This is a genomic window from Sphingomonas sp., assembly GCF_050725575.1.
Lineage (GTDB): Bacteria > Pseudomonadota > Alphaproteobacteria > Sphingomonadales > Sphingomonadaceae > Sphingomonas.
Map to the genome: position 1 here is coordinate 143,483 of NZ_JBOHHW010000006.1, position 22,172 is coordinate 165,654.

The 22,172-nt window shown below is 66.0% G+C and carries 24 protein-coding genes; 14 read left to right on the forward strand and 10 right to left on the reverse strand.

What is annotated here, in order from left to right; genetic code table 11:
* Positions 1 to 25: 25 nt before the first annotated feature.
* The gene (locus ACRECS_RS06660; RefSeq protein ID WP_431582179.1) at positions 26 to 799 is read right to left on the reverse strand and encodes an SDR family NAD(P)-dependent oxidoreductase; all 774 of its coding nucleotides are present in this window, start codon (positions 797 to 799) and stop codon (positions 26 to 28) included.
* Positions 800 to 1,094: 295 nt separating this feature from the next.
* The gene (locus ACRECS_RS06665) at positions 1,095 to 1,817 is read right to left on the reverse strand and encodes a helix-turn-helix transcriptional regulator (RefSeq protein WP_431582180.1); all 723 of its coding nucleotides are present in this window, start codon (positions 1,815 to 1,817) and stop codon (positions 1,095 to 1,097) included.
* 104 nt (positions 1,818 to 1,921) lie between these two features.
* On the opposite strand from ACRECS_RS06665, the gene ACRECS_RS06670 reads away from it, so the two are divergent.
* The 4 genes from ACRECS_RS06670 (at position 1,922) to ACRECS_RS06685 (ending at position 5,512) form a co-directional block, all read left to right on the forward strand.
* Positions 1,922 to 2,548: a glutathione S-transferase family protein gene (locus ACRECS_RS06670; RefSeq protein WP_431582181.1), complete on the forward strand. Its 627-nt coding sequence runs from the start codon at positions 1,922 to 1,924 to the stop codon at positions 2,546 to 2,548.
* A 137-nt stretch (positions 2,549 to 2,685) separates the two neighbouring features.
* Positions 2,686 to 3,363 (forward strand): hypothetical protein, encoded by a 678-nt coding sequence (locus ACRECS_RS06675; protein WP_431582182.1) that lies wholly within the window; start codon positions 2,686 to 2,688, stop codon positions 3,361 to 3,363.
* A gap of 176 nt (positions 3,364 to 3,539) precedes the next feature.
* Positions 3,540 to 4,016 carry a PH domain-containing protein gene (locus tag ACRECS_RS06680; protein ID WP_431582183.1) on the forward strand — a complete coding sequence of 159 codons (477 nt, stop codon included), beginning with the start codon at positions 3,540 to 3,542 and terminating at the stop codon, positions 4,014 to 4,016.
* Positions 4,010 to 5,512, forward strand: coding sequence for a PH domain-containing protein (locus tag ACRECS_RS06685; protein WP_431582184.1), 1,503 nt, complete (start codon positions 4,010 to 4,012; stop codon positions 5,510 to 5,512). The genes ACRECS_RS06680 and ACRECS_RS06685 overlap by 7 nt, the downstream gene beginning before the upstream one ends.
* A 5-nt stretch (positions 5,513 to 5,517) precedes the next feature.
* On the opposite strand, the gene ACRECS_RS06690 is transcribed toward ACRECS_RS06685, so the two are convergent.
* Positions 5,518 to 6,339, reverse strand: a complete 822-nt coding sequence (locus ACRECS_RS06690; protein WP_431582185.1) for a helix-turn-helix domain-containing protein — start codon at positions 6,337 to 6,339, stop codon at positions 5,518 to 5,520.
* Between the two features lie 111 nt (positions 6,340 to 6,450).
* Between ACRECS_RS06690 and ACRECS_RS06695 the strand changes: the two genes are divergently transcribed.
* Positions 6,451 to 7,011 (forward strand): DUF1579 family protein, encoded by a 561-nt coding sequence (locus ACRECS_RS06695; protein ID WP_431582186.1) that lies wholly within the window; start codon positions 6,451 to 6,453, stop codon positions 7,009 to 7,011.
* Positions 7,012 to 7,029: 18 nt separating this feature from the next.
* On the opposite strand, the gene ACRECS_RS06700 is transcribed toward ACRECS_RS06695, so the two are convergent.
* A complete protein-coding gene (locus tag ACRECS_RS06700; RefSeq protein ID WP_431582187.1) occupies positions 7,030 to 8,139 on the reverse strand; it encodes an alpha/beta hydrolase family protein in 1,110 nt (369 codons plus the stop codon).
* Between the two features lie 42 nt (positions 8,140 to 8,181).
* Between ACRECS_RS06700 and ACRECS_RS06705 the strand changes: the two genes are divergently transcribed.
* The 3 genes from ACRECS_RS06705 to ACRECS_RS06715 all read left to right on the forward strand — a co-directional run bounded on the left by ACRECS_RS06705 (position 8,182) and on the right by ACRECS_RS06715 (position 12,736).
* Positions 8,182 to 8,970: a LytTR family DNA-binding domain-containing protein gene (locus ACRECS_RS06705; protein WP_431582188.1), complete on the forward strand. Its 789-nt coding sequence runs from the start codon at positions 8,182 to 8,184 to the stop codon at positions 8,968 to 8,970.
* Between the two features lie 156 nt (positions 8,971 to 9,126).
* Positions 9,127 to 10,530 (forward strand): hypothetical protein, encoded by a 1,404-nt coding sequence (locus tag ACRECS_RS06710; RefSeq protein WP_431582189.1) that lies wholly within the window; start codon positions 9,127 to 9,129, stop codon positions 10,528 to 10,530.
* Between the two features lie 127 nt (positions 10,531 to 10,657).
* Positions 10,658 to 12,736 (forward strand): prolyl oligopeptidase family serine peptidase, encoded by a 2,079-nt coding sequence (locus ACRECS_RS06715; RefSeq protein WP_431582190.1) that lies wholly within the window; start codon positions 10,658 to 10,660, stop codon positions 12,734 to 12,736.
* A gap of 384 nt (positions 12,737 to 13,120) precedes the next feature.
* On the opposite strand, the gene ACRECS_RS06720 is transcribed toward ACRECS_RS06715, so the two are convergent.
* Positions 13,121 to 13,444: a hypothetical protein gene (locus ACRECS_RS06720; protein WP_431582191.1), complete on the reverse strand. Its 324-nt coding sequence runs from the start codon at positions 13,442 to 13,444 to the stop codon at positions 13,121 to 13,123.
* A 237-nt stretch (positions 13,445 to 13,681) separates the two neighbouring features.
* Here ACRECS_RS06720 and ACRECS_RS06725 point away from each other — a divergent pair, with 237 nt between their 5' ends.
* Both ACRECS_RS06725 and ACRECS_RS06730 read left to right on the forward strand, forming a co-directional pair.
* The gene (locus ACRECS_RS06725) at positions 13,682 to 14,113 is read left to right on the forward strand and encodes a YbaY family lipoprotein (RefSeq protein WP_431582192.1); all 432 of its coding nucleotides are present in this window, start codon (positions 13,682 to 13,684) and stop codon (positions 14,111 to 14,113) included.
* A 55-nt stretch (positions 14,114 to 14,168) separates the two neighbouring features.
* The gene (locus ACRECS_RS06730) at positions 14,169 to 14,600 is read left to right on the forward strand and encodes a hypothetical protein (protein WP_431582193.1); all 432 of its coding nucleotides are present in this window, start codon (positions 14,169 to 14,171) and stop codon (positions 14,598 to 14,600) included.
* A gap of 73 nt (positions 14,601 to 14,673) precedes the next feature.
* Here ACRECS_RS06730 and ACRECS_RS06735 read toward each other — a convergent pair whose 3' ends face one another.
* The 4 genes from ACRECS_RS06735 to ACRECS_RS06750 are packed head-to-tail and all read right to left on the reverse strand — an operon-like array spanning position 14,674 to position 17,341.
* On the reverse strand, positions 14,674 to 16,188 hold the full coding sequence (locus ACRECS_RS06735; RefSeq protein WP_431582194.1) for a terminase: 1,515 nt from the start codon (positions 16,186 to 16,188) through the stop codon (positions 14,674 to 14,676).
* Entirely contained in the window at positions 16,185 to 16,466 is a 282-nt protein-coding gene (locus tag ACRECS_RS06740) for a hypothetical protein (protein WP_431582195.1), read from the reverse strand. Before ACRECS_RS06740 ends, ACRECS_RS06735 begins: the two co-directional genes overlap by 4 nt.
* A 45-nt stretch (positions 16,467 to 16,511) precedes the next feature.
* Positions 16,512 to 16,994: a hypothetical protein gene (locus ACRECS_RS06745; protein WP_431582196.1), complete on the reverse strand. Its 483-nt coding sequence runs from the start codon at positions 16,992 to 16,994 to the stop codon at positions 16,512 to 16,514.
* Positions 16,991 to 17,341 carry a hypothetical protein gene (locus ACRECS_RS06750; protein ID WP_431582197.1) on the reverse strand — a complete coding sequence of 117 codons (351 nt, stop codon included), beginning with the start codon at positions 17,339 to 17,341 and terminating at the stop codon, positions 16,991 to 16,993. The genes ACRECS_RS06745 and ACRECS_RS06750 overlap by 4 nt, the downstream gene beginning before the upstream one ends.
* Before the next feature lie 279 nt (positions 17,342 to 17,620).
* Between ACRECS_RS06750 and ACRECS_RS06755 the strand changes: the two genes are divergently transcribed.
* The 3 genes from ACRECS_RS06755 to ACRECS_RS06765 all read left to right on the forward strand — a co-directional run bounded on the left by ACRECS_RS06755 (position 17,621) and on the right by ACRECS_RS06765 (position 19,982).
* Positions 17,621 to 17,986: a hypothetical protein gene (locus ACRECS_RS06755; RefSeq protein WP_431582198.1), complete on the forward strand. Its 366-nt coding sequence runs from the start codon at positions 17,621 to 17,623 to the stop codon at positions 17,984 to 17,986.
* An 88-nt stretch (positions 17,987 to 18,074) separates the two neighbouring features.
* Entirely contained in the window at positions 18,075 to 19,295 is a 1,221-nt protein-coding gene (locus ACRECS_RS06760) for an NAD(P)/FAD-dependent oxidoreductase (RefSeq protein WP_431582199.1), read from the forward strand.
* A gap of 144 nt (positions 19,296 to 19,439) precedes the next feature.
* The gene (locus ACRECS_RS06765; RefSeq protein WP_431582200.1) at positions 19,440 to 19,982 is read left to right on the forward strand and encodes a hypothetical protein; all 543 of its coding nucleotides are present in this window, start codon (positions 19,440 to 19,442) and stop codon (positions 19,980 to 19,982) included.
* A gap of 3 nt (positions 19,983 to 19,985) precedes the next feature.
* On the opposite strand, the gene ACRECS_RS06770 is transcribed toward ACRECS_RS06765, so the two are convergent.
* The gene (locus ACRECS_RS06770; protein ID WP_431582201.1) at positions 19,986 to 20,483 is read right to left on the reverse strand and encodes a MarR family winged helix-turn-helix transcriptional regulator; all 498 of its coding nucleotides are present in this window, start codon (positions 20,481 to 20,483) and stop codon (positions 19,986 to 19,988) included.
* Positions 20,484 to 20,527: 44 nt separating this feature from the next.
* Here ACRECS_RS06770 and ACRECS_RS06775 point away from each other — a divergent pair, with 44 nt between their 5' ends.
* Positions 20,528 to 22,159, forward strand: a complete 1,632-nt coding sequence (locus ACRECS_RS06775) for an FAD-dependent oxidoreductase (RefSeq protein WP_431582202.1) — start codon at positions 20,528 to 20,530, stop codon at positions 22,157 to 22,159.
* Positions 22,160 to 22,172: the final 13 nt, after the last annotated feature.

Sequence of the window (22,172 nt, forward strand, 5' to 3'; positions counted from 1 at the left end):
GCCATGGCATCGCGGCTGCCCCGGGTCAGAGAACCATGCCGCCCGACACCTCGATGCGCTGGCCGGTGACCCAGCGATTGTCGTTGGAAAGCAGGGACGCGATCATCGGCCCGATATCGTCGGGCTCGCCGACCCGGCCAAGCGCGGTGATGTCCGCGACCATCTTGTTGACCGCCGGATTGTCGCGCACCACGCCGCCGCTGAAATCCGTGGCGATCGCGCCCGGCGCGACGGTGTTGACGGTGATTCCGCGCGGCCCGAGCTCCTTGGCAAGGTAGCGGGTGAACACCTCGAGCGCGCCCTTCAGCGACGCATAGGGAATGCTGTTCGGGGTGGTGAAGCGAGTCAGGCCGGTCGAGATATTCACGATCCGCCCGCCATCATTGATCAGCGGCAACAGCTTCTGCGTCAGCAGGAAGACGCCCTTGAAATTGACGTTGAAGACATGATCGAGCTCGGCCTCGGTCGTCTCGGCGAAGCTGTTATGGTGCGCGATGCCGGCATTGTTCACGAGATAGTCGAAGCGATCCGTGCCGAAGCCGGCCAGGACCGGCCGGAGCGCGGCGACGAAAGCATCGAAGCTGCCGGCATTGCCGGTGTCGAGCTGCAGCGCGACGGCGCGTCCGCCCGCCTCCCCGGCCGCCCGGACGACCTTGTCGGCTTCCGCGCGATTGGAATGATAGGTGAAGATCACCTGGATACCGCGCTGCGCAAGGTTGAGCACGGTATTGCGGCCCAGCCCGCGGCTGCCGCCGGTGACGATGGCGATGCGCGATGGATTGGTCGGGATGTCGGTCATTTACTGTCTCCTGAATGCTGAGCGGCGATATAGACAGCAGGAGCTCGTGCGATAATTGGTCCGAATCGGCACAGGCTGTTCGGTTATTCGTACAATACGACTGCGGGCTTGATGGAGGAGCCGGCCAATAATCCCGTCGTCACCCCGGACTTGTTCCGGGGTCCACTGGGCCGCAGAAACGGCAAGTGCGGCTCGCGCGGCGCGGTGGACCCCGGAACAGGTCCGGGGTGACGTAGCTTGAGAGGCGGGCGAGTCCTATTCTCACGAATGCCGCCGGAAATACCGTCCGCAGAGCCTAAGCCCCCTCGCCCCGCGCCGCCATCACCTCCTGATGACGTGCCTTCATGAGCTTCATCCAGCGCGCGCGTAGCGCGGCAGGGCGCTCGCGATAGCGTTCTTCCAGGAACACCGCCTCCTGCACCCGGTCGAGCCGGAAGGTGCGGAAATCCTCGCGCAGTTCGCACCACGCCATCATCACCCGCACCGCGTCGCGATAGCCGACCAGGAACGGCCAGATCGTGCGGGTCGAGCCACGGCCCTGATCGTCGGCATAGACCAATGCCAGCTTGCTGCCGCGCCGGCACCATAGCCGCAGCTGCCCGACATCGATGCTCTCGGGCGGCGCGGTGCGCCAGCGCGGCGGCGTGGCGACGACCGGTTCGAGCAGCAGCGAACGCAGCGCTTCCGGCACTGTCGCGGCGAGCTTTGCGATCAGATCGTCGGCCGCTTTGGACAGCGCACGGTCGCCCTGCGTGCGCACCCATTGCGCACCGAGCACGGCCGCCTCCAGCTCGTCCGATGTCAGCATCAATGGCGGCATGTCGAACCCGCCGTCGAGCACATAGCCAACGCCTGCCTCGCCGCGGATCGGCACGCGTTGCCCCATCAGCGTCGCGATATCGCGGTAAATGGTGCGTTTCGACGTCTCGAGCTCAAGCGCGATGGCGTCGGCGGTGATTGGGTGGCGGGTTCGCCGCAACACCTGGATGATCTGGAAAAGGCGGTCTGCGCGTCTCATGAAAATCCGCATAATGGCAGGATGCTGACAGCATGGTGGCAGCAGCCCTGTTCTAGTCAAGCTTCACCGCCCCGGCACACCGCCGGCGGCCATGGAGACCGATCATGCTGACATTCTACCACGCTCCGCAAAGCCGTTCGGGCCGCACCATGTGGCTGATCGAGGAACTCGGCGTGCCTTATGAGACGCGTTATGTGCCGATCGTCTATGGCGGCGGCGCGGGCGATGGCGGCGCCGCATCGCGCGCCGCGGGCAATGCCCATCCCGACGGCAAGGTGCCGGCGATTGTCGATAACGGCACGTTGGTGACCGAGGGCATCGCGATCGCCATCCATCTCACCGATCTCCATCCTGGCGCCGGGATCGGCGCGCCGGTCGGTACCGCCGATCGCGGCGCTTTCCTGACCTGGCTTGCCTGGAACGCCAGCGAGTTCGAACCGCTGGTGGCGATGCTCAAATTCGTCCCCAATGCGCTGGAGAATCCGCGCACGGCGGATTCGCTGGTCGCGGTGATGCAGCGGATCGACCAGGCGCTGGCCGCCGGCCCGTATCTGATGGGCGATCGCTTCACTGCGGTCGACGTGATGATCGGCGCGACGATCGGCTGGGGTCGCGAAGTCTTGCCGGAGAATGCGGTGCTCGACGCCTATCTTGCGCGCATCGCCGACCGCCCGGCGCACGCCGCGGCCTGCGCCAAGGATGCGCCGCAGGAGGCAGCCCAGGCGGCGTGAGAGTTAAGGGGCGCCGTTATGGCGGCGCCCCGCACTCCCGGGCCTGGGTGTTGGGCAACACCTCATCGTCACCCCGGACTTGTTCCGGGATGGCGTAGCTTCAGGACCATGTCGATAAGCCCGGATCGGATTCAGGGTTGATGGGGGAAAGCAGTTCCACGCGCCTAAATGTTGTTCTAATCGCACGATCCCCGGATCGTTTGCGAGGCCTCATGTTTTTGTCCCTTATCGCTCTCGCGGCGGCCGCCACGGCTCAGCCCGGTTTCGATTCCGCCATGGCGACCAAGGTTTGCCTGAAAGATGCGCGCGAGGGCGATCTGAACGAGCAGATGACCTGCATGGAACGCCAACTGGAGGGCCAGCGGCGATTTGCCCTGCTCGCTGCGCATCTCGGTGCCGACGCCGAGCCGGTCAGCCGGCGATGCCTAGCGAAATGGACCGAGGATCAGCTGATCGACTGGCAGATGTCTGCCTCCTGCCTGGAGGAAGAAAGCACGCCGCTGACCGATGCCGTGCGGCTTCCCGGCGCGTTCGATGCCGCCGCTGCCGATCGTCTGTGCAAGGCCCAGGAAACCGAAACCACCCCCGGCATCCAGCGCCTGCCCAAGGCGCCCGGGGAATGCGTCCGGGACCAGGCAATCGGCTATCGCAGCTTCGCGTTGCTCAAACAGGCATATCAGGACAAGGCAATCGCCGTCGCGTTTTCGGTGTGTCGCGCGCGCTGGGAAAGCGATGGGATTCCGGACTGGGTAATGGTCGAATCCTGCGCGCAGGATCAGGTTCGCGCGGTCGAGCGGTTGAAAGATTTCAAATAGCGGTTTTCGGGTCCGGCGTTCTCTGTCGACACTTGCTGTTCCCGATATCGTCCGGAGCGGGTTCGGGCTTGACCGGACCAGCGCCCATGGACACCGTGGCGGACCGGTTGACGGGCAGGTCAATTCCTTCAGTGACAGCGACGGCTATGCGCCGCTGCAACGAGAGCAAAGCCGCGATGAACCACGTTCCCCTCACCCCGCTCGAAACCGGCCAGCGCATCGTCATGCATGTGGGCGCGCTGACCCCGTCTCTTGCGCTTATCGCCGGCGGCGTGGCGGCGGGTTATGCCGCACATGCCGAACTCGGTTGGCCGGGCTGGCCCTTCGCGCTCGGGCTGGGCCTGATTGCGCTCTGGTCACTGCTGGTCGCGCCGCGCCGACGCTGGGCGGCATGGGGCTGGGCGCTGGAGGAGAATGAGCTGCATGTCGCGCACGGCGTCTGGACCAGCATCCATACGGTGGTGCCACTCGGCCGGGTCCAGCATATCGACGTGGCACAAGGGCCGCTCGAACGCGCGCTCGGCGTCGCGCGCCTCATCCTCCATACCGCCGGCACTGCGCATGCAACCGTTACGCTTCCGGGTGTGAGCCGGGCGACTGCCGAGAGCCTGCGTGACACCATTCGCGCTCATATCAGGGCCGAACAATGGTGAGCGACACCGGCGTGGAGGGGGAACCCAAGCGCCTCCATCCGGCCACCATATTGGTGGCGATCATCCGGGGGGCGCCCTCGACCCTGCTCGGCCTGCCGGCCGTGCTGGCGGTCACGTCGAGCATGAACCTCGCGCTGGTGCTCGCGATTGCCGCCACCGCGTTCCTGGGTGCGGCAGCACTGCGCTGGGTCGCGTGGCGGCGCTTTACCTATGTGCTGACCGATGACGCGGTGGTGATCGAAAGCGGCGTGCTCAGCCGCAATCGCAGGACCATTCCCTATGAACGCATCGCCGATGCCGGGATCGAACAAGGCCTGTTGCAGCGGCTGTTCGGGCTGGCCACCTTGTCGCTGGAAACCGGTGGATCGGGGCAGGATGAGGGCAAGCTCGACAGCGTGTCGGTGGCCGAGGCGGAACAGCTGCGGGCGGTGCTGCGCCGGGAGCGCGCGGCGCCGTCCGGAGCGGAAACGGCCAAGGATCAAACGGACCTCACCCAAGCCTCGTTGACGCCAGTCCTGTTCGCGATGGACACGGGACGCGTGCTGCTCTGGGGCCTGTTCAACTTCTCGCTGGTCTGGATCGCGGTCGGTCTGGGCGCGCTGCAATTCCTCGGTCCGCTGCTGGGCCTCGACAATGAAACCCTGCTGCACACCATCGCCACCCGCACCGGCATGATCGCCTCGCGCTCCAACGGTTCGCTGGCGGCGGCCATTGCGAGCAGTGCTGCGCTGGTCGTCGTTCTCGGCGTGGTGGCGGGCCTGATCCGGACCATGCTGCGCGATTATGGCTTCACGCTGTCGGGTGATGGCGGGCGTTTGCGCCGGGTGCGCGGGCTGCTGACGCGCAGCGAGGCAGTCATCGCGTTGCCGCGCATCCAGCTCGCCGCGATCGATTCCGGGCCGGTCCGCCGTCGGCTCGGCTGGCAGCAACTGCGCGGCCAGCTGCTCGGCGGTGAAGGGGCGACCGGGCGCCAGGATCTCGCGCCGCTCGCGCGGCCCGACGAAGTCGACCGGTTGCTGGCCGTGCTCCGGCTGAGTCGGGTCGATCCGGCCGAGATGATTCAAGTGTCGCACCGGCACGTCTGGCGCGCAGTGCTGCGCAACATTGCTCTCCCAGCTGTGGTGATCGCTGCAGCAGCACTGTGGAAGGTCGCCGCGCTGTTCGCCCTGCCGTTGCTCCTGCCGCTGCTTGCCGTCGCGCTGTTACGGCGCAAGCATCACCGCTACGCGCTCAATGGCGACCTGCTCCAGGTCCAACGCGGTGTGGTCGGCCGCACCCTGTGGCTGGTGCCGATGGCGCGTATCCAGTCGATCTCGCTCAGTTGCGGCTGGATCCAGCGCCGGCTTGGCCTGGCCAGCGTACGGATCGACACGGCGGGCGCCGGCATGTTCGACGGCCCGGACATCCATGACCTGAAAGCGCACGACGCAGCCACACTGATGGCCGACCTGATCCAGCGGGTGAATGCCCAGCGGCTCGACCCACCCGCCTTGTGAGTCCCTTACGGCGTTTCGCCGGCCGCGAGCGACGAGCAGATCGAAGCGGTCGGCCCGTCGATCGGAAAGGCGCAATCGATCTGCAGCTCGTCGAGCGTCACATCGAACGGCGCGGCGAACCTCGTGATCGTCTCGAAGAAGCGTAGCGGCCCGGCGGGGCTGTGAAAATTGAGCGTGAGGATCGGTTCAGCTTCACTGCCGATCCCGCTAAAGCGCCATGCGGCGGGCACATCGGGATAGCTGAGCAGCTCCGTCAGCAATGCCTGCCCCTGTTCGTCGCCGGGCGTTGCGGCGAGATGGTGGTGCAGCCGCCGCAGAAAGCCGATCGCGACCTCGGGCCAGTTGAGGATCACCGGCCTGAAATCGTCCGGATCGAAGATCTGCCGGAGCAGGTTGGTATGACGGCTTTCGCGCCCTTGCATGACAAACCGGTTGACGTTCAGCGCCGCGTCATTGGTCATCAGCACGTCGAAATGCTGATTGAGGACAAAGGCCGGATAGGGATTCTGGTGATGCAGGATCAGCTCCACCGCATGACGCATGCGCTCCAGCGCGGGTGTTGCGAGATCCCGCTCCGCATATTGCGGCGCGTAGCCGGCGGCGAGAAGAAACGCGTTGCGCTCGCGCAGCGACAGCGTCAGCGCGTCAGCGAAACGCCCGACCGCCTCGCGCGACGGCCGCGCCTTGCCCGTCTCGACAAAGCCCAGGTGCCGCGCGGACATGCCGCACTCAAACGCCATGTCGAGCTGGCTCATCCGGCGTACGCCACGCCATTCGCGCAACAACATGCCGATCGGCGGATAAAGCTTCCTGTCCAGGGACGACATCTGTCCTGCCTTGTTCTGCATTGCACGATCACAGCGCAACGACCCGGGAGGTAGTTGAAAGCTGTAGGCCCGGATGCGAACTCGCTCAATCTCGCATGCGGAGTAACACCGATGAAGTTCACCCATCCCCTGCTGATATCCCTCATGGCGGCAACCATCATGGTCCCTGTCGCAGTCGCGGCACGACCGGCATCGCCGGCTGCGCCGATCGATCCGCACCACCGCGAACTGGCAAGCCTCGCCGGTACCTGGTCGGTCAGACAGAGCTTCTGGAGCAAGGCCAGTGCGGCGCCGAAGATCGATCGGGGCACGGCCGAATTCGCGATGATACTCAACCGGCAGCATCTGCGGCAGACATTGCGCATCGATGACGGGACCCATTTCGAGGGCCTGGGCTATATCGGCTATGACAACGGCACCGGCGAGTTCTTCAGCACCTGGATGGACGTCAATTTCCCCGGCATGGTGGTCGCGCGCGGTCGCTTCGACGCGGGCACCCGGACCTATATTTTTCGCGGCAGCATGGCCGCGCCGACACCGGGCGGCAGCGAGATTCCGGTGCGGGAGGTGATGGCGATCATCGACCGCGATCATTTTACCTATGAATATTTCGAAGCCCATGGCGGTCCGGAAATGTTGACCGTCAGACTGGAATATTCGCGAGTCCGCTGACGCCCATGGGCTGCTCGGTTACAGCCTGGCCAACAGGAAGCGTGTTACCTCGCGATTGAAACGCTCGTGAAACGCCGCGCGGTCAAACCCCGGCGTAGCGGTGCAGATCGCGGGCGCCGCGACCGCGAGCGCCGGTGCACAAGGTGGCAGGAAGTCGAAATGATCGGCACCCGTGACGTTGTGGAACTCCGGCGCTCGGGAGAGCGCCGCGCGCACCGGCTCGGCATACCAGGGCGACGGCAGGACACGGTCCTTTTCAGCCTGCCATAACTGGACCGGCTGCTTCACCCCGGCAAGACCGGCGCGGGTGAACGTGAACCCGAGCGCCGGCGCCGCCGCCACAACCGCCTTGATGCGCATATCATGAGTCCAGCGCTGGCTCACCCCGCTCCCCGGCGGGTGAGCCGCTGTCAGGGTGCAATCGTAGAATGCCGGATTGGCACGACAATGCTCGGCGATGCGAGAGAGGTCGGGTATACCGCCGGCTGCCGCCAGCACGGTGAAACCACCGGACGAAAAACCGAACGCGCCGATGCGCTTTGCATCGATTCCGCTGCGCCCCTCCCACCTGCCCAGCATATAATCGATGAGAACCGAAAGCTGACGCGGTCGCTCTGCCATGTCCGTCGCCCGCCTGCGGTCGCGCCAGTTGTCGCCGGTATGAGTCAGTGCGGCGACGACGAACCCAGCCTGCGCCAGGGCTGCGGCCGTATCGTGATGGCTATGGAAATCCCCGCCGGTGCCGTGCGAAATGACCACCAGCGGCCGGGCTCCGGGCGATGTATCGCGCGGCGCCCAGATGCCCGCCTCGATCCCCGGGCCATCGCCATCGGGCACGACGATCCGCGTGAACGAGACCACAACCGGCGCCACCGCGGCTGGGGCAATTTGGGCCGATACGGCAGCCGGCGCGACGGATGCAGACAGCACGGTCAGCGCGGCGATCGCGGGAAGAACGGATAAAGACAGGGCGGGCATCGGGGTCTTCTTCAATGGCTGACAGGATGAGGGGCCAGTCGTGACGCAGCGTTCGCTTGCCAGCCAACGGTTCTGCGCGAATGGGCGAACGGGTTCGCGATCGGGCGAATGGACGGTCCCGATCGTCGCTATCATCTTCCGGCTGCGCATCGCGGCATCCGCGGCTAGAGTCAGGCTATGGAATCGGCGGGCATGATGCGGAACGGCTGGCGGGAGGTGGGGGCCGGCCTTGTCATATCCACGCTGCTCGGCGTGACGCTGGGCGCGATCGGGCCGTTCGGCAGCTATCTCAACGGAGCGCTGCCGGTGCGGATCGCCTATTGGGTTGCCTGCCTGTGGATCGGCTGGCTGGTGTTCGGCCTCGGTGTGCCGCTGCTGTCGGGTTGGGCACAACGCCGCGCACTCCCGGCCTGGCTCTGGGCGCCGCCGGTCATCGCGATCCTCGCGATCCTGCCCGCCATCGCCAGCCGGATGCTCGCGCTCAGGCTCTGGCCGATGGTCGCGCGGGTCGGCTGGTTCGAATGGTATGGCCAATGCCTGCTGCTCAGCGTGCTGCTCACCATCGGCATGCTTTTGCGTGCGCGGGCGGTGAAGCGTCCCGCAGCATTCAGCACCAACCCGGAGACCGGACCCGATCCGACATCCGGCCCCGCTTCGGCCGATCTTCGCGATCGCCTGCCCGCTTATCTCGGCCGGGACATAAAGTGCCTGCAGATGGAGGATCATTATGTCCGGGTGCACACCCCGCATGGCTCGGCGCTGGTTCTGATGTCACTATCCCAGGCAATGGCCGGGCTGACGGATATCGAGGGCGTGCAGACGCACCGTTCATGGTGGGTCGCGCAATCAGCCATTACCGGCGTGGTCGAGGACGGACGGAAACTACGGCTCCGGCTGACCGGCGGCCTGGAGGCGCCGGTGTCACGCGCCCGTGTCGGCCTGTTGCGCGAGGCGGGCTGGCTCGCGCCCGCCATTGTCTGACCATCGCAGCAACGACTCCCTAAGGGTGCTGCTGGCGCCTTTGCATTGCCGCGGATATGGTCCTTCTCGGGCAATCGGATTGCGGGGAAGGATCGTCATGGACGGATCGCACAGGGTGCGGACATCACCGTGCGACCGATAGGCTGGAGCCCCGCCATGCCGCGCACGATCGGCGAGCGCATCACCAGTCCCCGCTTCTCCGATCCGGCACTCGCATTCCATTGGCCGGCCGGTATCGCGTTTGCCGCGCTCTGCTTCGCGGTCAGCTATCCGGGACGGCTCAACCAGGATTCGCTCTACGCTGTCATCACGATGACCGCGCGCGGCGAGCTCGGCAATTGGCACTCGCCGACGCTTGGCTGGCTATGGAGCCTGCCCGGCGGACCGCTCGGACAGCCGGCCGGAGCGTTGCTGGTCCAGTCGCTGCTGCTCGGCCTGTTCGCTGGTTTCCTGCCGCACGTGTCCCCGACATTCAGGGGCCGGCTGACGCTTGCGCTCGAGCTGCTGCTGCGAGTCGTGCTGGCGGGGAGTTTCGGCTCGATCGGCAAGGATATCGTCACCCTCGGCGCATTGCTGATCCTCGTCCAGCTGCTCCGCCATGCCCTGCATGTCCGGCCCGGCTACGCACTCGGGACCGCACTTGCAACGCTGACCGCGCTCGTGCTGCTGATCAAATCGCCCAACTTCCTGACCTTCGTACTCGCCTTCGCCCTGCTGCTCCCCTTCTTCCTGCGCTCATTCAGGCTTTATGCTGCCTTCGTCGCAGCCGCGCTACTGCTCGGCGTGCTCGCCGTGCCGCTGAACCGTGCGGTCGACGCCCATCTCTTCGGCGCGAAAGACGTGCATCCCGACAAGCAGCTGGTGATCTTCGACCTTGCGGCGATTTCGCTGCGCACGGGGACCAATGCCTTCGCTAAGGTTCCCGCCTGGCCCACAGCGCAGCTGCCGCCGATCGCCACCTGCTTCCTGCCCAATATGTGGGATCCGTTCGCGCCATGGGGCCCTTGTGCCGGCTATTCGGCTGCTTATGACCCGCTCGACGCGCCGCTCAAGCGCCGCTGGGCATTCGAAATCCTCGCCCACCCGCTCGCCTATGGCGGGCATCGGCTGACCTATGCGGGATATCTGGTGCGCTCGCAGGACCATGCGAGCTGGGGCATTGCCGGCGACGCGGTCAATGCTGCGGCCTCGGCGACGGCATTGGCGGAACGCCGCGAAATGATGGCACGGCTCCATGCCAACCACCCGGTCCAGCTCTGGCAGGCGGGCCCCGCGACTGCGCCGTTCCAATGGCTGGAGGTGCATCTGCTGCGCTATCCCAGGGTGCAGTCGGTCGCACTGGTCGGTTCGCTGGCAATACTGCTGTTCGGCTGGCTGCGGCGACGTACGGGCGTCCGGCTCGGCGCGCTGCTCCCGGCCGCGCTCGGCCTGGGCAATTTTGGGATGCTGCTCGTGTTCGGTGTTGCAGATCCGGCACGCTATCTGCTGCCGACGGTCTGCCTGTTCTATGTTGCGCTGCTCGCACTGCTTGCACCGGGATATGAAGGAAAGAGAGTGTGATCATGCCGACGCACTGGTCACCGATGATACCGCACGCTGATTTCTCATGATTTCGGGCTTCGATAGCGGTTTACTTCACGTCCGGACTCGTCTGCTAGTGCCGGAAAAGAAGCGGGGAGCGTGCGGGATGCCGACGGGGTTGCGGAACGGGACTTGGCGGCGCGTGCGGGTGGCGGCGCTGTTCATGCTGGCCACCACCGCCGCGTGGCCGGTGGTGGCCGCCGATCCGCCGCCCTTCGCCATGAACGAGGAGGTCCGCACCGAGGTGCGGGCGATGCGCGGGATCGCGGTGGCGCCCGACGGCCGCAGCGTCCTGGCCACCATCACCGATACCACCGCGAACGGCGGTTTGCCGCATCTCTGGCTGCTCGTGCCCGGCACCGCGCCGCGCCAGCTGACTTTCCGCACCGGCGAACGCGGCGAAAGCGAGGGGCGGTTCCTGCCCGATGGATCGATCCTGTTCCTGGCGACGCGCGACGGCAGCCGCGCGCTCTACCGCCTGCCCGCCGGCGGCGGCGAGCCCGACCAGTACAAGCTCGGCAAGGCCGGCACGGTGCTGACGGCACGGTGGAACGGCGCAGTGATGAAGGATGCGCTCGCCATTTCCGGCTACGCCGTATCGCCTGACGGCCGCAGCATTGCGCTCTGGGCCGAGGATCCCGAAACGCCCGAGGTCAAGGCGCGGCGCGAGCGCAAGGACGATGGCTATGCCCATGACATCCCCGACCACCGCACGCATCTCTATCTGGTCCACGCCGCGACCGGTGCAGCGCGCGCGGTGCCGATCGACGGCGTGTTCAGCACGGTCGACTGGTCGTTCGACGGCGCCGATCTTGTCGCCTCGACCGACCCCGCTTCCGACGAAACCGGTCCCGATGCGCGCTTCTGGCGAGTCAATCCGACCACGCTGGCCGCCACGCCGATCGATGTGCCGCGCACCGCGAAGGGCGTCGCTTTCCTCCCCGGCCGGAGCCGGCTGGTCTATACTGATCAATGCGCCGACGACGCCCCGCCGCGTTGCAACGACCTGATCGTGAAAGACCTGGGCAGCGGGCAGGTGAAGAACCTGACCCGCGGGTTCGACGGCGAGATTCCCGGCGATTATGAGATACTGCCTGATGGCGATCTGCTCATGGCGATTGGCGTGCACACGCGCACCCGGCTGGCCCGCCTGTCGACCCGCACCGGCGCGGTGAGCTGGATCGAGACCGGCCAGCCGATCGCCTTCGCCCCTGCGACCAACGCACGCCAGACCGGCTGGGCTTTCCTCGCCGCCGGGCCGACCCAGCCGACCACCGCGATGCTGATGCAGGGGCTCGACGCGAAGCCGGTCGCACTGACCGCCCCCGCTCTGGTCCCGGCGCGCTGGCCGAAAGTGCCGTCGCAACTGGTCAGCTGGCAGAATGAAGGGCTGACGATCGAGGGGCTGCTCTATCTGCCCAGTATCGCGCCGGGCCGGAAAGCGCCGTTGGTGGTCAGTATCCATGGCGGGCCGGCGGGGCGCTTCCAGGACGGTTATGACAATCTCGTCCAGATGCTGGTCGCCGAGGGCTGGGCAGTGTTCCAGCCCAATATCCGCGGCAGCACCGGCTATGGCGCAACATTCACCGCGGCGAACAGGAACGACATGGGCGGGGCCGATTACCGCGATGTGATGACCGGGGTCGACGCGGTGCTGAAAGCCCATCCGCTCGACGCCAGTCGCATGGCGCTGATCGGCTATAGCTATGGCGGCGAAATGGCCGGCTTCGTCGTCGGCAAGACCGACCGGTTCAAGGCGATCGTCTCGGGCGCGCCAGTGATCGACCAGTTCAGCGAATATGGCACCGAGGACAGCAGCTTCTACGACCGCTGGTATTACGGCAAGCCCTGGCTCAACTTCGCCGATGCGTGGCGCCAGAGCCCCTTGTCGACCGTCGCCACCGCAAAGACGCCGTTCCTGCTGCTGCAGGGCGACAAGGACGTCACCGACCCGCTCGGCCAGTCGCTCGAAATGTACCGCGCCTTGAAGCAGAGCAATGTGCCGGTCGCTCTGGTCGTCTATCCGCGCGAAGGCCATGGCGAGACCGGCGGCAATTTCCGCGCACTGGTCAGCCAGGAGCCATGGCACGGCGTCGATCTGCGCCGCCGCATGTTCGGCTTCCTGCGCGCCGCCTTTGCCGGGGAGGCCGACCCGTTGGCGGCAGCGCGCAAGGATGTGCCCTGAGACGGGGTTAGGTAGCGACCTGCTGGCTGTTCCTGGCTGTTATTTCGAAAAATGAATTTTGCTGGCTGTTAAGTTGGATTTTCTGGACAAAATATATAGGTATTTCAGTAATCTGGGCCGTGCTGGCTGTTCCCGAATAACAGCCAGTTAACAGCCAGCATAACAGCCAACGGAACAGCCAACGGAACAGCCAGCACACTGGCTGTTCGGGGCGGAACAGCCAGCAACAGAAAGTATTCCAGTCATGAGAAAGAGCGTGGGCGAAAACCCGAAAGGCTTCGCGCCCGCTACCGCTCTCCCACGATCAATCGTCAGGTTGAATCGACGGCCAAAAAAATCATGCCGGCCTTCGCCGTCATGTGTCCGGGGTAAGGCGGGATCGGCCTATTCCGTGCCCGGCTTCCAGTCATTGTCGACCATCTTCCAGCCCGACTCGCTGTCCTTCTTGTCGGCCATATGCGCCGCGGCGTCGGCGGCCGTGGCGCTCGCCCAGCAGATCGCCTGTCCGCTGACCCCCGGCACCGTCTTGGTCAGATATTTCTGATAGGCGTCCGCGGTCGCCTTGTCGCTCGGGCCCTGATAGATTGACGAGAAATGGATCTGCTCCTTGTCGTAATCCTTCAGGGTGCAATAGGCGAAGGCGCCGGTGCCGCTCGCCTGTGCCGGTAACGCCACGCCGGCACCCATCGCTATTGCCAAAATGGCCATGATCCTGATCATCGCATTCTCTCCCATCCGTCGATGTTTCGACTCCGGGTGATTTTACTCTCTTGGCGTCTGGCCTCAAGGGGAACTGGCGGTCTTCAGGCACTATAAACGAAGGAAAGACGCACACCTGCGCTGGACCCGTTCGCTACTTGTCGGGTACCATGACTCGATTGTTCGACGACGCTTCACTGCGCCATGGGCGATCTCCGGTGCCGACCCGATAATTGGAGCCCGATCATGCGATATGCTGTCCTCCTGCTGCCGCTGCTCGCCGGCCTTGCCGCGTGCGAGACCTCAAGCCCGAAGGACAAGTCGGCGGAGAGCGCAAAACCGCCCCGGGGCGTGTCGCTGTCCGGCACCGCATCGTACCGCGAGCGTATTGCCCTGCCGGCCGATGCCCGCCTGGCGGTCGAGATCCGTGACGTCAGCCTGATGGATGCGCCGGCACCACTCATCGCAAAGGTCGATATCCCCACCGCCGGACGGCAGCCGCCGCTTGCCTTCACGCTGGACTATGATGCGGCACGCATCGTGCCGCGCAACCGCTATGCGGTGTCAGCGCGGATCACGGATGGTACGGGCCGGCTGATCTGGATCACCGACACCCATGTCGATCTTCCTCCGGTCGGGCAGAACGTGGACCTGAACCTGGTCCGTGTCGCGGGATAGTGGTCCAACCGGTGCAGTGTGCTGGCCTGGGTATAGCAGTCGAAGGGATAATGCGATGAGACCGTTGCATCTGATCATGCTGACCGCCGCCGCGTCCTTATTGTCCGCACAGGCACCGGCGCCGAAATATGTCGAGGGTCAGATTTGGCATTACCGCACACGCACGCAGGATGTCGGATCGTTGCTGAAAATCCAGAAGATCGAACCCTATGGCCCCGGCAAGGTCTATCACCTGAGCATCGCCGGCGTGCACCTGGGCGCAAAGGGCATTGCTGACCGCCTGCCCCATATTCCCGTGTCCGATCAGACGCTGGACGCAAGCGTGACGACATTGTCGGACACAAAGCAGGACTTCCCGCTGGCCGATACACAGCGCGGCATCGAGACATGGAAACAAGCCGAGGGCGGCGTCTTCACCATCACCGTGTCGGAGATCGTCGACATCGTGGACAGCCAGACCCGATCGTTGCCGCAGCCCAAGAGCTAAATACGGGTCGCGAGCACGGCCAGACTAGCGCACAGCAAATGTGACGGAGCGGCAGCCGGCCCTGATTGCCCCCTCACTCCCACAGCTCCGCATATAAATCCTCCTCATCATCCCCGCCGCGATCCTGCCCGTAACGCCCCGGGTCGAGCCACCCCGGCATCTCCCGCGGCTGCACCGGTTCGGCAAAGGTGCAGGCCAGCGCATCGCCGTCATCGGGTGACGCCAGCCCGCGCGCCTTCATATGTTCCTTCTTTTCCAGCATCACCGCCTGCTCGGCGTCGAAGCTATATTCCGGGCCGGTCAGATCATCCTCCAGCCCCTGGTGATCGGGGATGCAGCCGCTTTCCAGCCAGTGGCGCATATTGCTCCACATCTCGGCACGCTTGTTGGCGACGCGGATGCGGCTGCCCCCGATCCAGCTCGCCTCGCGCACCCGGGTCGACCCGAACCAGACTTCACTGATCAGCATGTCGGGCAGGAGCTGGCGCAGCCGGTCGATCACCGCCGCGCCGATATTGCCGGCATCGACGAAGATCGCATCGGGTTTCCACCGTGCGGCCTCGATCGCGATGTCGCCGGCAAGCGACATGCTGTCCATATGGTGCCAGCGCCGCCATGGCCGCGATTGCGCGTCGCGACCGCAACGGATCGCGAGCGTCGAATGATCGTCGCCGAAGCGCGCGCAATCGACCCCGAAGATCACCGGGTCGTTGCCCAGCGCCGGGGCCGGATCGCGGTCCCGCGCCGCGACCACCGCCGCGCGATCGATGAACTGCATCGACGAGGCGCTGGGGAATTGCCCCAGCACGCGCACCCGCACCAGGTCGCTGTCCAGGCCATAGGTTGCGACCAGTTCATCGAGATAGGCTTTGTTGGTGCCCTCCACATCGCGGCTGTCGATCTGCGCGGTGTTCCACAGGCCGCGCAGCTTGCCGAACAGGTTGCGAAAGGTGCCGGTGCCCTGGGTCGGGTTGCCGAAGGCGAGAAAGATGATCTCGGTATCCGCATCGGTCAGCGCGCCCAGCGCCACTTCCCACACTTTCGCGTCGATGCCGCTCGCCTCGTCAAAGACCAGCACGATGCGCTTGCCCATATTGTGCAGGCCGGCGAACGCCTCGCTATTGTTGGCCGACCAGGTGACCAGATCGGCGCGCCATGACCGTTCATGCCCTTTCCGGGTCGAGGACAAGGCGGTCGCGGTCGCAGTGAACCAGTTCGAGGTGACCGACAGATTGGCCCATTTGGCGATCTCCGGCCCGGTCTTGGTGAGCAGCTGGCTTTCGGTATTGGCGGTCAGGATGATGCGCGTGTCGACGCAAGTGTCGAGCGCCCATTTGACCACCATCGCAATCAGCGCGGACTTGCCGATGCCATGGCCGGACGCGCGCGCGATGCGACATGGCAGGTGGCGTGTCGCGGGATCGCGCAGATGCTCGCCGATCGCCGTCAGCACGTCGCGCTGCCAGGCGCGCGGCCCGGTAACGCCGCTCAATACGCCCTCCCCCCAGCGATAGGCGAACAGCGCATGGCCAAGCGGATCATGCGTCAGCCGCGCCATCTCACGGATCATTTCGGGTGCGTCGCTCATGGCTCGCGCCCCTGCAGCACGCGCTGCCGCGCGGCAGTGAGCAGCGCGGCGAGATCGTCATCCCCATCATTCGGCTCATCGATAAACTGCCCGGGACGTCCCCAGGCGCGATCGAGGATGGCATTGGCGGCGGACACCTTCGCGGCGTCGGACGATTCAACCCGGTCGATAATGCCGGTCAGCGCGGTCAGCGCCTTTTCAGTATGGCCGATCGCGATATCGGCGATGGTCCGGCCATCGGGGGTGGTCCGGCGCGAACGGGTAGGTTTGCTGGTCATATATACCTCATGAAAATAGTGAGATGGTGGGATGGGGCGCGGTGTTCAGCCGCTCTCGCCCCGGCCTTCGTCCCTGAACTCGCCCCTGACCTCGGCCGCGGCGATCCGTTGCTGCCATCCGCTCCACACCAGATCGGCGATGAAATCGTCGATCCGCATGCCTTCGCGGTGCGCGGCGCGGATGATCTCCGCCGCCAGGTCAGGTTGACGCTGGCGCACGTGCTGGAGACTCAGCGCCGGGACCGATTTGGGGCGCGACTGGGTGCGCCAATGCGGGGTCTTATTGGACACAGGTGCGGTCGCCTTTCCGGTTGCGATGACGAACATACGGCGGGAGCGCTGATAGCGTTCGACCCAGATCAGACCGCGCCGCTCGAGCCGATGCACGATGTTGACCGTGGTGCTGACCGAATTGCAGCCGCACACCGCCTGCAGCTCGTCGGCGGTCGGCGCGAGCCGCCCCACTTCGGCCGCCACGACGATCGTCGCGAAGATGCGGCGTTCCCACAAAGAGAGCGGGGCGTTCATGACGCGGCTCCCGGCGTCGTGGGTTTAAAGCCCCCCGTCCAGCGCACGCCCGTCATGCGGCGCAATTGTGCGGGGCTGTAATGTGCCGCCAGCCGCGCGCCTTCGACTGAAACGCCGGCCTCGGCCGCGGTGCGCGCGAACAGTCGCACGATCGCCTGATGAAGCTGCCGGCACGACAGCGCGGCGGCGCTGCGCAGCGCCTGCGCCCGCGCGGCCTCGGCCTCTTCCTCGCCGGAGAACGGCGCCGCGCCGCGCATCGCGGCCGATTCACTGCTGCGGGAAACGACCCTAGTGCGGACGGACCGGTCGGCGTCGCCGCCCGGGGGCGACATGATGGTGTGATTCATCGTGATTCGACTCCAATATTCCCCTTTTGTTCTCTTATTTCCTTTCCTACATTGCAAGAACAGTATAGGAAATTTCCTATGGAGGCGCGATTGCAAACACTCGCTCAACAGTCACCCCGGCCCGCCGCGATCATCGCGAGGGCGCTTCTTCACGCTGTCCCCCAGGCTGACCCCTGGCCTGATCCCCAGCCCGACCCCCACCCCGACTCCAGCCCTGATCCCCAGCCCGACTCGCGAGAGCCCGCGCATCATTGGACCACCGCGCCACGCATCGCCGCGATGTTCGCGATGCTGCGCGACCTGAACGCGCTGCACGATCGCATCGCCGCGCATTGCTATGGTGACCCGGCCGCCGGGCTGGAGGGCGTGCGTGGCGAGATCGGCGCGGTCACCGGCGTCTACGAAAATGATTTCAGCGGACCGATGCGTACCGTCTGGACGGCCCGGGCCAATGGCGGTGCGGCGGCATCGCTGTGGGAGTTGCTTACCGAGCAACGCGACGCGTGGATCGATGAACAATTGGTGGCCGAGGGGTTTGCGCCGTGGAACTGGTCGGACGAGAAACATGACCGCCGCGATGCGCTGGCCGAAGAGGCCGGCACGGTGGCGATGGCCTGGCGCACCTATTGCGGCGCACAGGACTGATCCGGCGGTGGGACACGTCCGGACCGCGACGCGTTCTCCCTCCTGAAAGCACGCACCCTGTATCGGGGCTTCGCGTCAGGAACGAGCCATGGAACTGACCGAACACCGCGATCTGCGCGGCGGCCGACCCTGCTGGGTCGCCGCCGGCGACAACACCCTCACGCCTGACTCCTTCCCCGCTGGCGAGGCGGAGATCGCGATCATCGGCGCGGGCGTGATGGGGGCGATGCTCGCCGACCGACTCACGGCGGCGGGACGGCAAGTGGTGCTGCTTGACCGTCGTCCGCCCGCGCATGGCAGCACGGCCGCCTCGACCGCGTTGGTGATGTGGGGGGCGGATGTGCCGCTGACTCACCTCGCCGCGCGGATTGGGGCCGATGAAGCCGCACGGCGCTGGACGCGGGTCTTCGCCACAGTGCGGCGGCTCGCCGATCATATCGATGCGAGCGGCATCGACTGCGGACGGATCGACCGGCCTGAGCTCTATCTCGCCGGCACCTTGCTCGACGATACCGCGCTCGCCGCGGAGGGCGCGGCGCGGCGCCGCGCCGGCCTGCCCTCCCTCTGGATCGACGCCGCCGACGTGGCAGCGCGGTTCGGCATCGCCGCGCGATCCGCGCTGCTGTCGGAAGGCTGTTTCGAGGTCGATCCGGTACGCCTGACGCTCGGCCTGCTCGCCCGGGCACGCGGTGCCGGGGCGCGCGCCTGTTTTCCCGCCGATGTGATCCGGATCGAACCCGGGGACGTGGCACTGACGCTGCACCTTGCCGATGGCCGGTCGCTGCGCGCGCGCGACGTGATCATCGCCTCGGGCTATGAACGCGCGACCTGGTTCCTGCCGGCCGCGTTCACGGTCGGCGCCAGCTACGCCATCGCCACTGCGCCGGGCACCGCACCGCTATGGCGCGACAATGCGATGATCTGGGAAGCCTCGTCACCCTATCTCTATACCCGCGCGACGGCGGACGGCCGGATCATCGCCGGCGGCGAGGATGAGGATTTCGCCGATGCCCGGCGGCGCGACGCGCTGATCGGTACGAAGAGCGGCACGATCGCGGCAAAGCTCGCGACAATGATCGATGTCGCGGACGTATCGGTCGATTGCGCCTGGGCGGCGGCGTTCGGCGCTTCGCCCGACGGCCTGCCCGCAATCGGCCGCGCGGCGCATCATGACCGGCTATGGCTGGCCGCCGGATTCGGCGGCAACGGCGTCAGCTTCGCCGCCCTCGGTGCCGAACTGATCGCCGCCGCGCTGTCCGGCACGCCCGATCCCGATGCCGCGTGCTTCGACCCGTATCGCTTCGGCTGAAGGCATAGCCGCCGGCCCATGCCGCGAACCGGTCGATAGATCCGCCGATCCGTGCGCGGCGGCCGGGAACCGGCCATGCGCATCCTGCAACGATACGCTATTAGGACCGTCCGGCCGTCGATAAGGGAAGAAGGCGATATGACAATGTGGCGCAGCGCTTCGTGGCTCGTCCCGGCATTCGCTGCACTGCTCCTGTCCGGCTGCTGGTCGGGGCCTGCCTGGTTCACCGCATCGGATGGCGTGGCGGCGATTCCCGATGGCCGTTACCGCCTCGTCGAAACGGGTGGTCCGCCGAATAGCGGCGATATACTGACTCTTACCCGCCAGGCCGACAACAGCGTGCGCATCACGGGTCCGGATACGCCGTGGCGGGCCATCATCGTGCCGATCGATGCCGCGCAACCGGGCCGCTTCCTGGTGCAGCTGCAGGAAGCCTCCGCCCTCCCTGCGGCCAGCGCCGGCTTCGTCCTGCTTGACGCCCGCAGCGGCAATTGGCGCGTTTCCTCGCCGCGTTGCGACGGCGATGCGAAGGATGCGGCGGAACGCAGCGGCGGCCATGTCACTCGCGATCCGCAAACGGGAGCGAGCTGCTTCTTCGCCGATCGCGCAACGCTCCTCAAACAGGTGCACGGCGCAGTGAAGGAGGAAGGCGGGTTCGACCTCGAACTGGTCAAGGCCGGCGACTAGGGTTCAGGAGCCGGCAGCAGGCCCGTCCGGCACCTCATTCACCGCATCGGCGAATTTGCGCATCAGCCGGACCAGTTCCTCGACATCATGGTCGTCCCAGCGCGCGAAGATCGCCGCCCCGATGCGTTCGCGCGCCAGGTCCACCGCGTCGGTCATCGCCTTGCCCTTTGGCGTCACCACTGCCTCCCGCACGCGGCGGTCGGCAGCGCTGGCTTCGCGCGCGACCAGGCCGAGGCTCTCCAGCCTGGCAACCTGCCGGCTGACCGTGGTGTAATCGCGGCCAACCCGGTCGGCGATATCGACCACCCCGATCGGGCCGAGCCGCTCAATCCCGACCAGCAGCGGAAACAGCGCGCGGTCGAGCGAAATGCCCGCTTCGCGTACCATCTGCTCATCGCGCTGCGGGCGGTTCATCGCGCTGACGATATCGATCAGCGCGCCATGCAGCATCCTGATCCGACCGGAATTATGTGTATATTGCACATTTTTTCTTGACGCCATGCCTGCCCTCCAATTATGTGCATATTACACACAAGGAGTCAGTGATGACAGAAGAATTCGCAACCGGGATCCTGATCTGCGGCGCGGGCGCAGCCGGTCTGACGCTGGCGATCGAGCTGGCCCGCCGCGGCGTTCCGTTTCGCCTGATCGACAAGATCGATGCCCCGTTTCCGGGATCGCGCGGCAAAGGCGTTCAGCCGCGCACGCTGGAGATTTTCGAGGATCTCGGCATCATCGACCGGATTGCCGCGATCGGCGATCCCTATCCGCCGCAACGCCAATACCGTGCCGATGGCAGCCATGCAGATTCGCCCATCATCGAAACGCATGGCCTTACGCCCGCCGAGCCCTGGCAGGCCCCGTTGATGGTACCGCAATTCCTGACCGAAGCGGTGATGCGCGATCGCCTCGCCGAACTCGGGCACCGGGCGGAATTCGGCTGCGAACTGATCGGATTCGACCAGGATGATACCGGCGTGACCGCGCGACTGCGCCGACACGGCGGTGAGGAAACGATCCGCGTCCGCTACCTGGTCGGCACGGATGGCGGCCGCAGCGTGGTGCGCCATGCGCTCGATATCGGCTTTCCGGGCAAGACGCTGGGCATCCGCGCGGTCGCCGCTGATGTCATGCTGACCGGCCTGGGCCGGGATGCGTGGCATCGCTTCGGCGAAGGATCGATGGAGCGGCAGATCGCGATCTGCCCGCTCGCCGGGACCGAGCTGTTCCAGATCCAGGCGCCGATCCCGCTTGAGGGCGAGGTCGACCTGTCGGCCGAAGGGCTGTCGGCGATGGTGGCGGACCGCACCGGCCGGGACGATATCCGGGTTCATTCGGTCTCCTGGGCATCGGCCTATGGCATGAATGCACGGCTTGCCGATCACTACCGGGTCGGCCGCGTGTTCCTCGCCGGCGACGCCGCGCATATCCATCCGCCGACCGGCGGCCAGGGGCTCAATACCAGTATCCAGGATGCCTATAATCTTGGCTGGAAGCTGGCGGCGGTCATCGCCGGCGCCCCCGATGCCTTGCTCGACAGCTATGAGGAGGAACGCCGGCCGATCGCGGCGGAAATGCTCGGCCTGTCGACCAGGCTGCTCGACGCCGCCAAGCGCGGCGACATCCGGCGCGGTCGCGATGTGCAGCAGCTCGACCTCGGCTATCCCAACTCGTCGCTCGCGTTGGAAAAACCGGTACGCGGCGGCGATCTGGTTGCCGGCGACCGCGCGCCCGATGCCCCGATACGTGGGGCGGCCGGGCATCCGCTACGGCTGTTCGACTTGCTTCGCGGCACGCACTGGACCTTGATCGGCCATGACGTCGATCGCGCTCTCATGCCGCCGCGCGCCGGTCTGCACATCCATAGCCTCGGCTCACGCGGCGACATCATCGATGATGGCTGTCATCTGCGCGATGCCTATGCGCTGGCGGCGGGGGAGTGGGTGCTGATCCGTCCCGACGGCTATGTCGGAGCGATCGTCTCGACCGCTGAGATCGGCGCGCTGGAGGCCTATTGTCGGGCGGTGGGTCTTCAGGGCTGTCCGAAGAACAGGATAAACAGGACCAGCGCGGCGAACACCCCGGCGAGCACGGGCACGGCCTTGCCCGACCCGCGCCGCACGATGATCCAGGACGCCGCGATGCCGAGCAGCACGGACGCGCCCATCAGGACATGATCGGCAAAGGCGC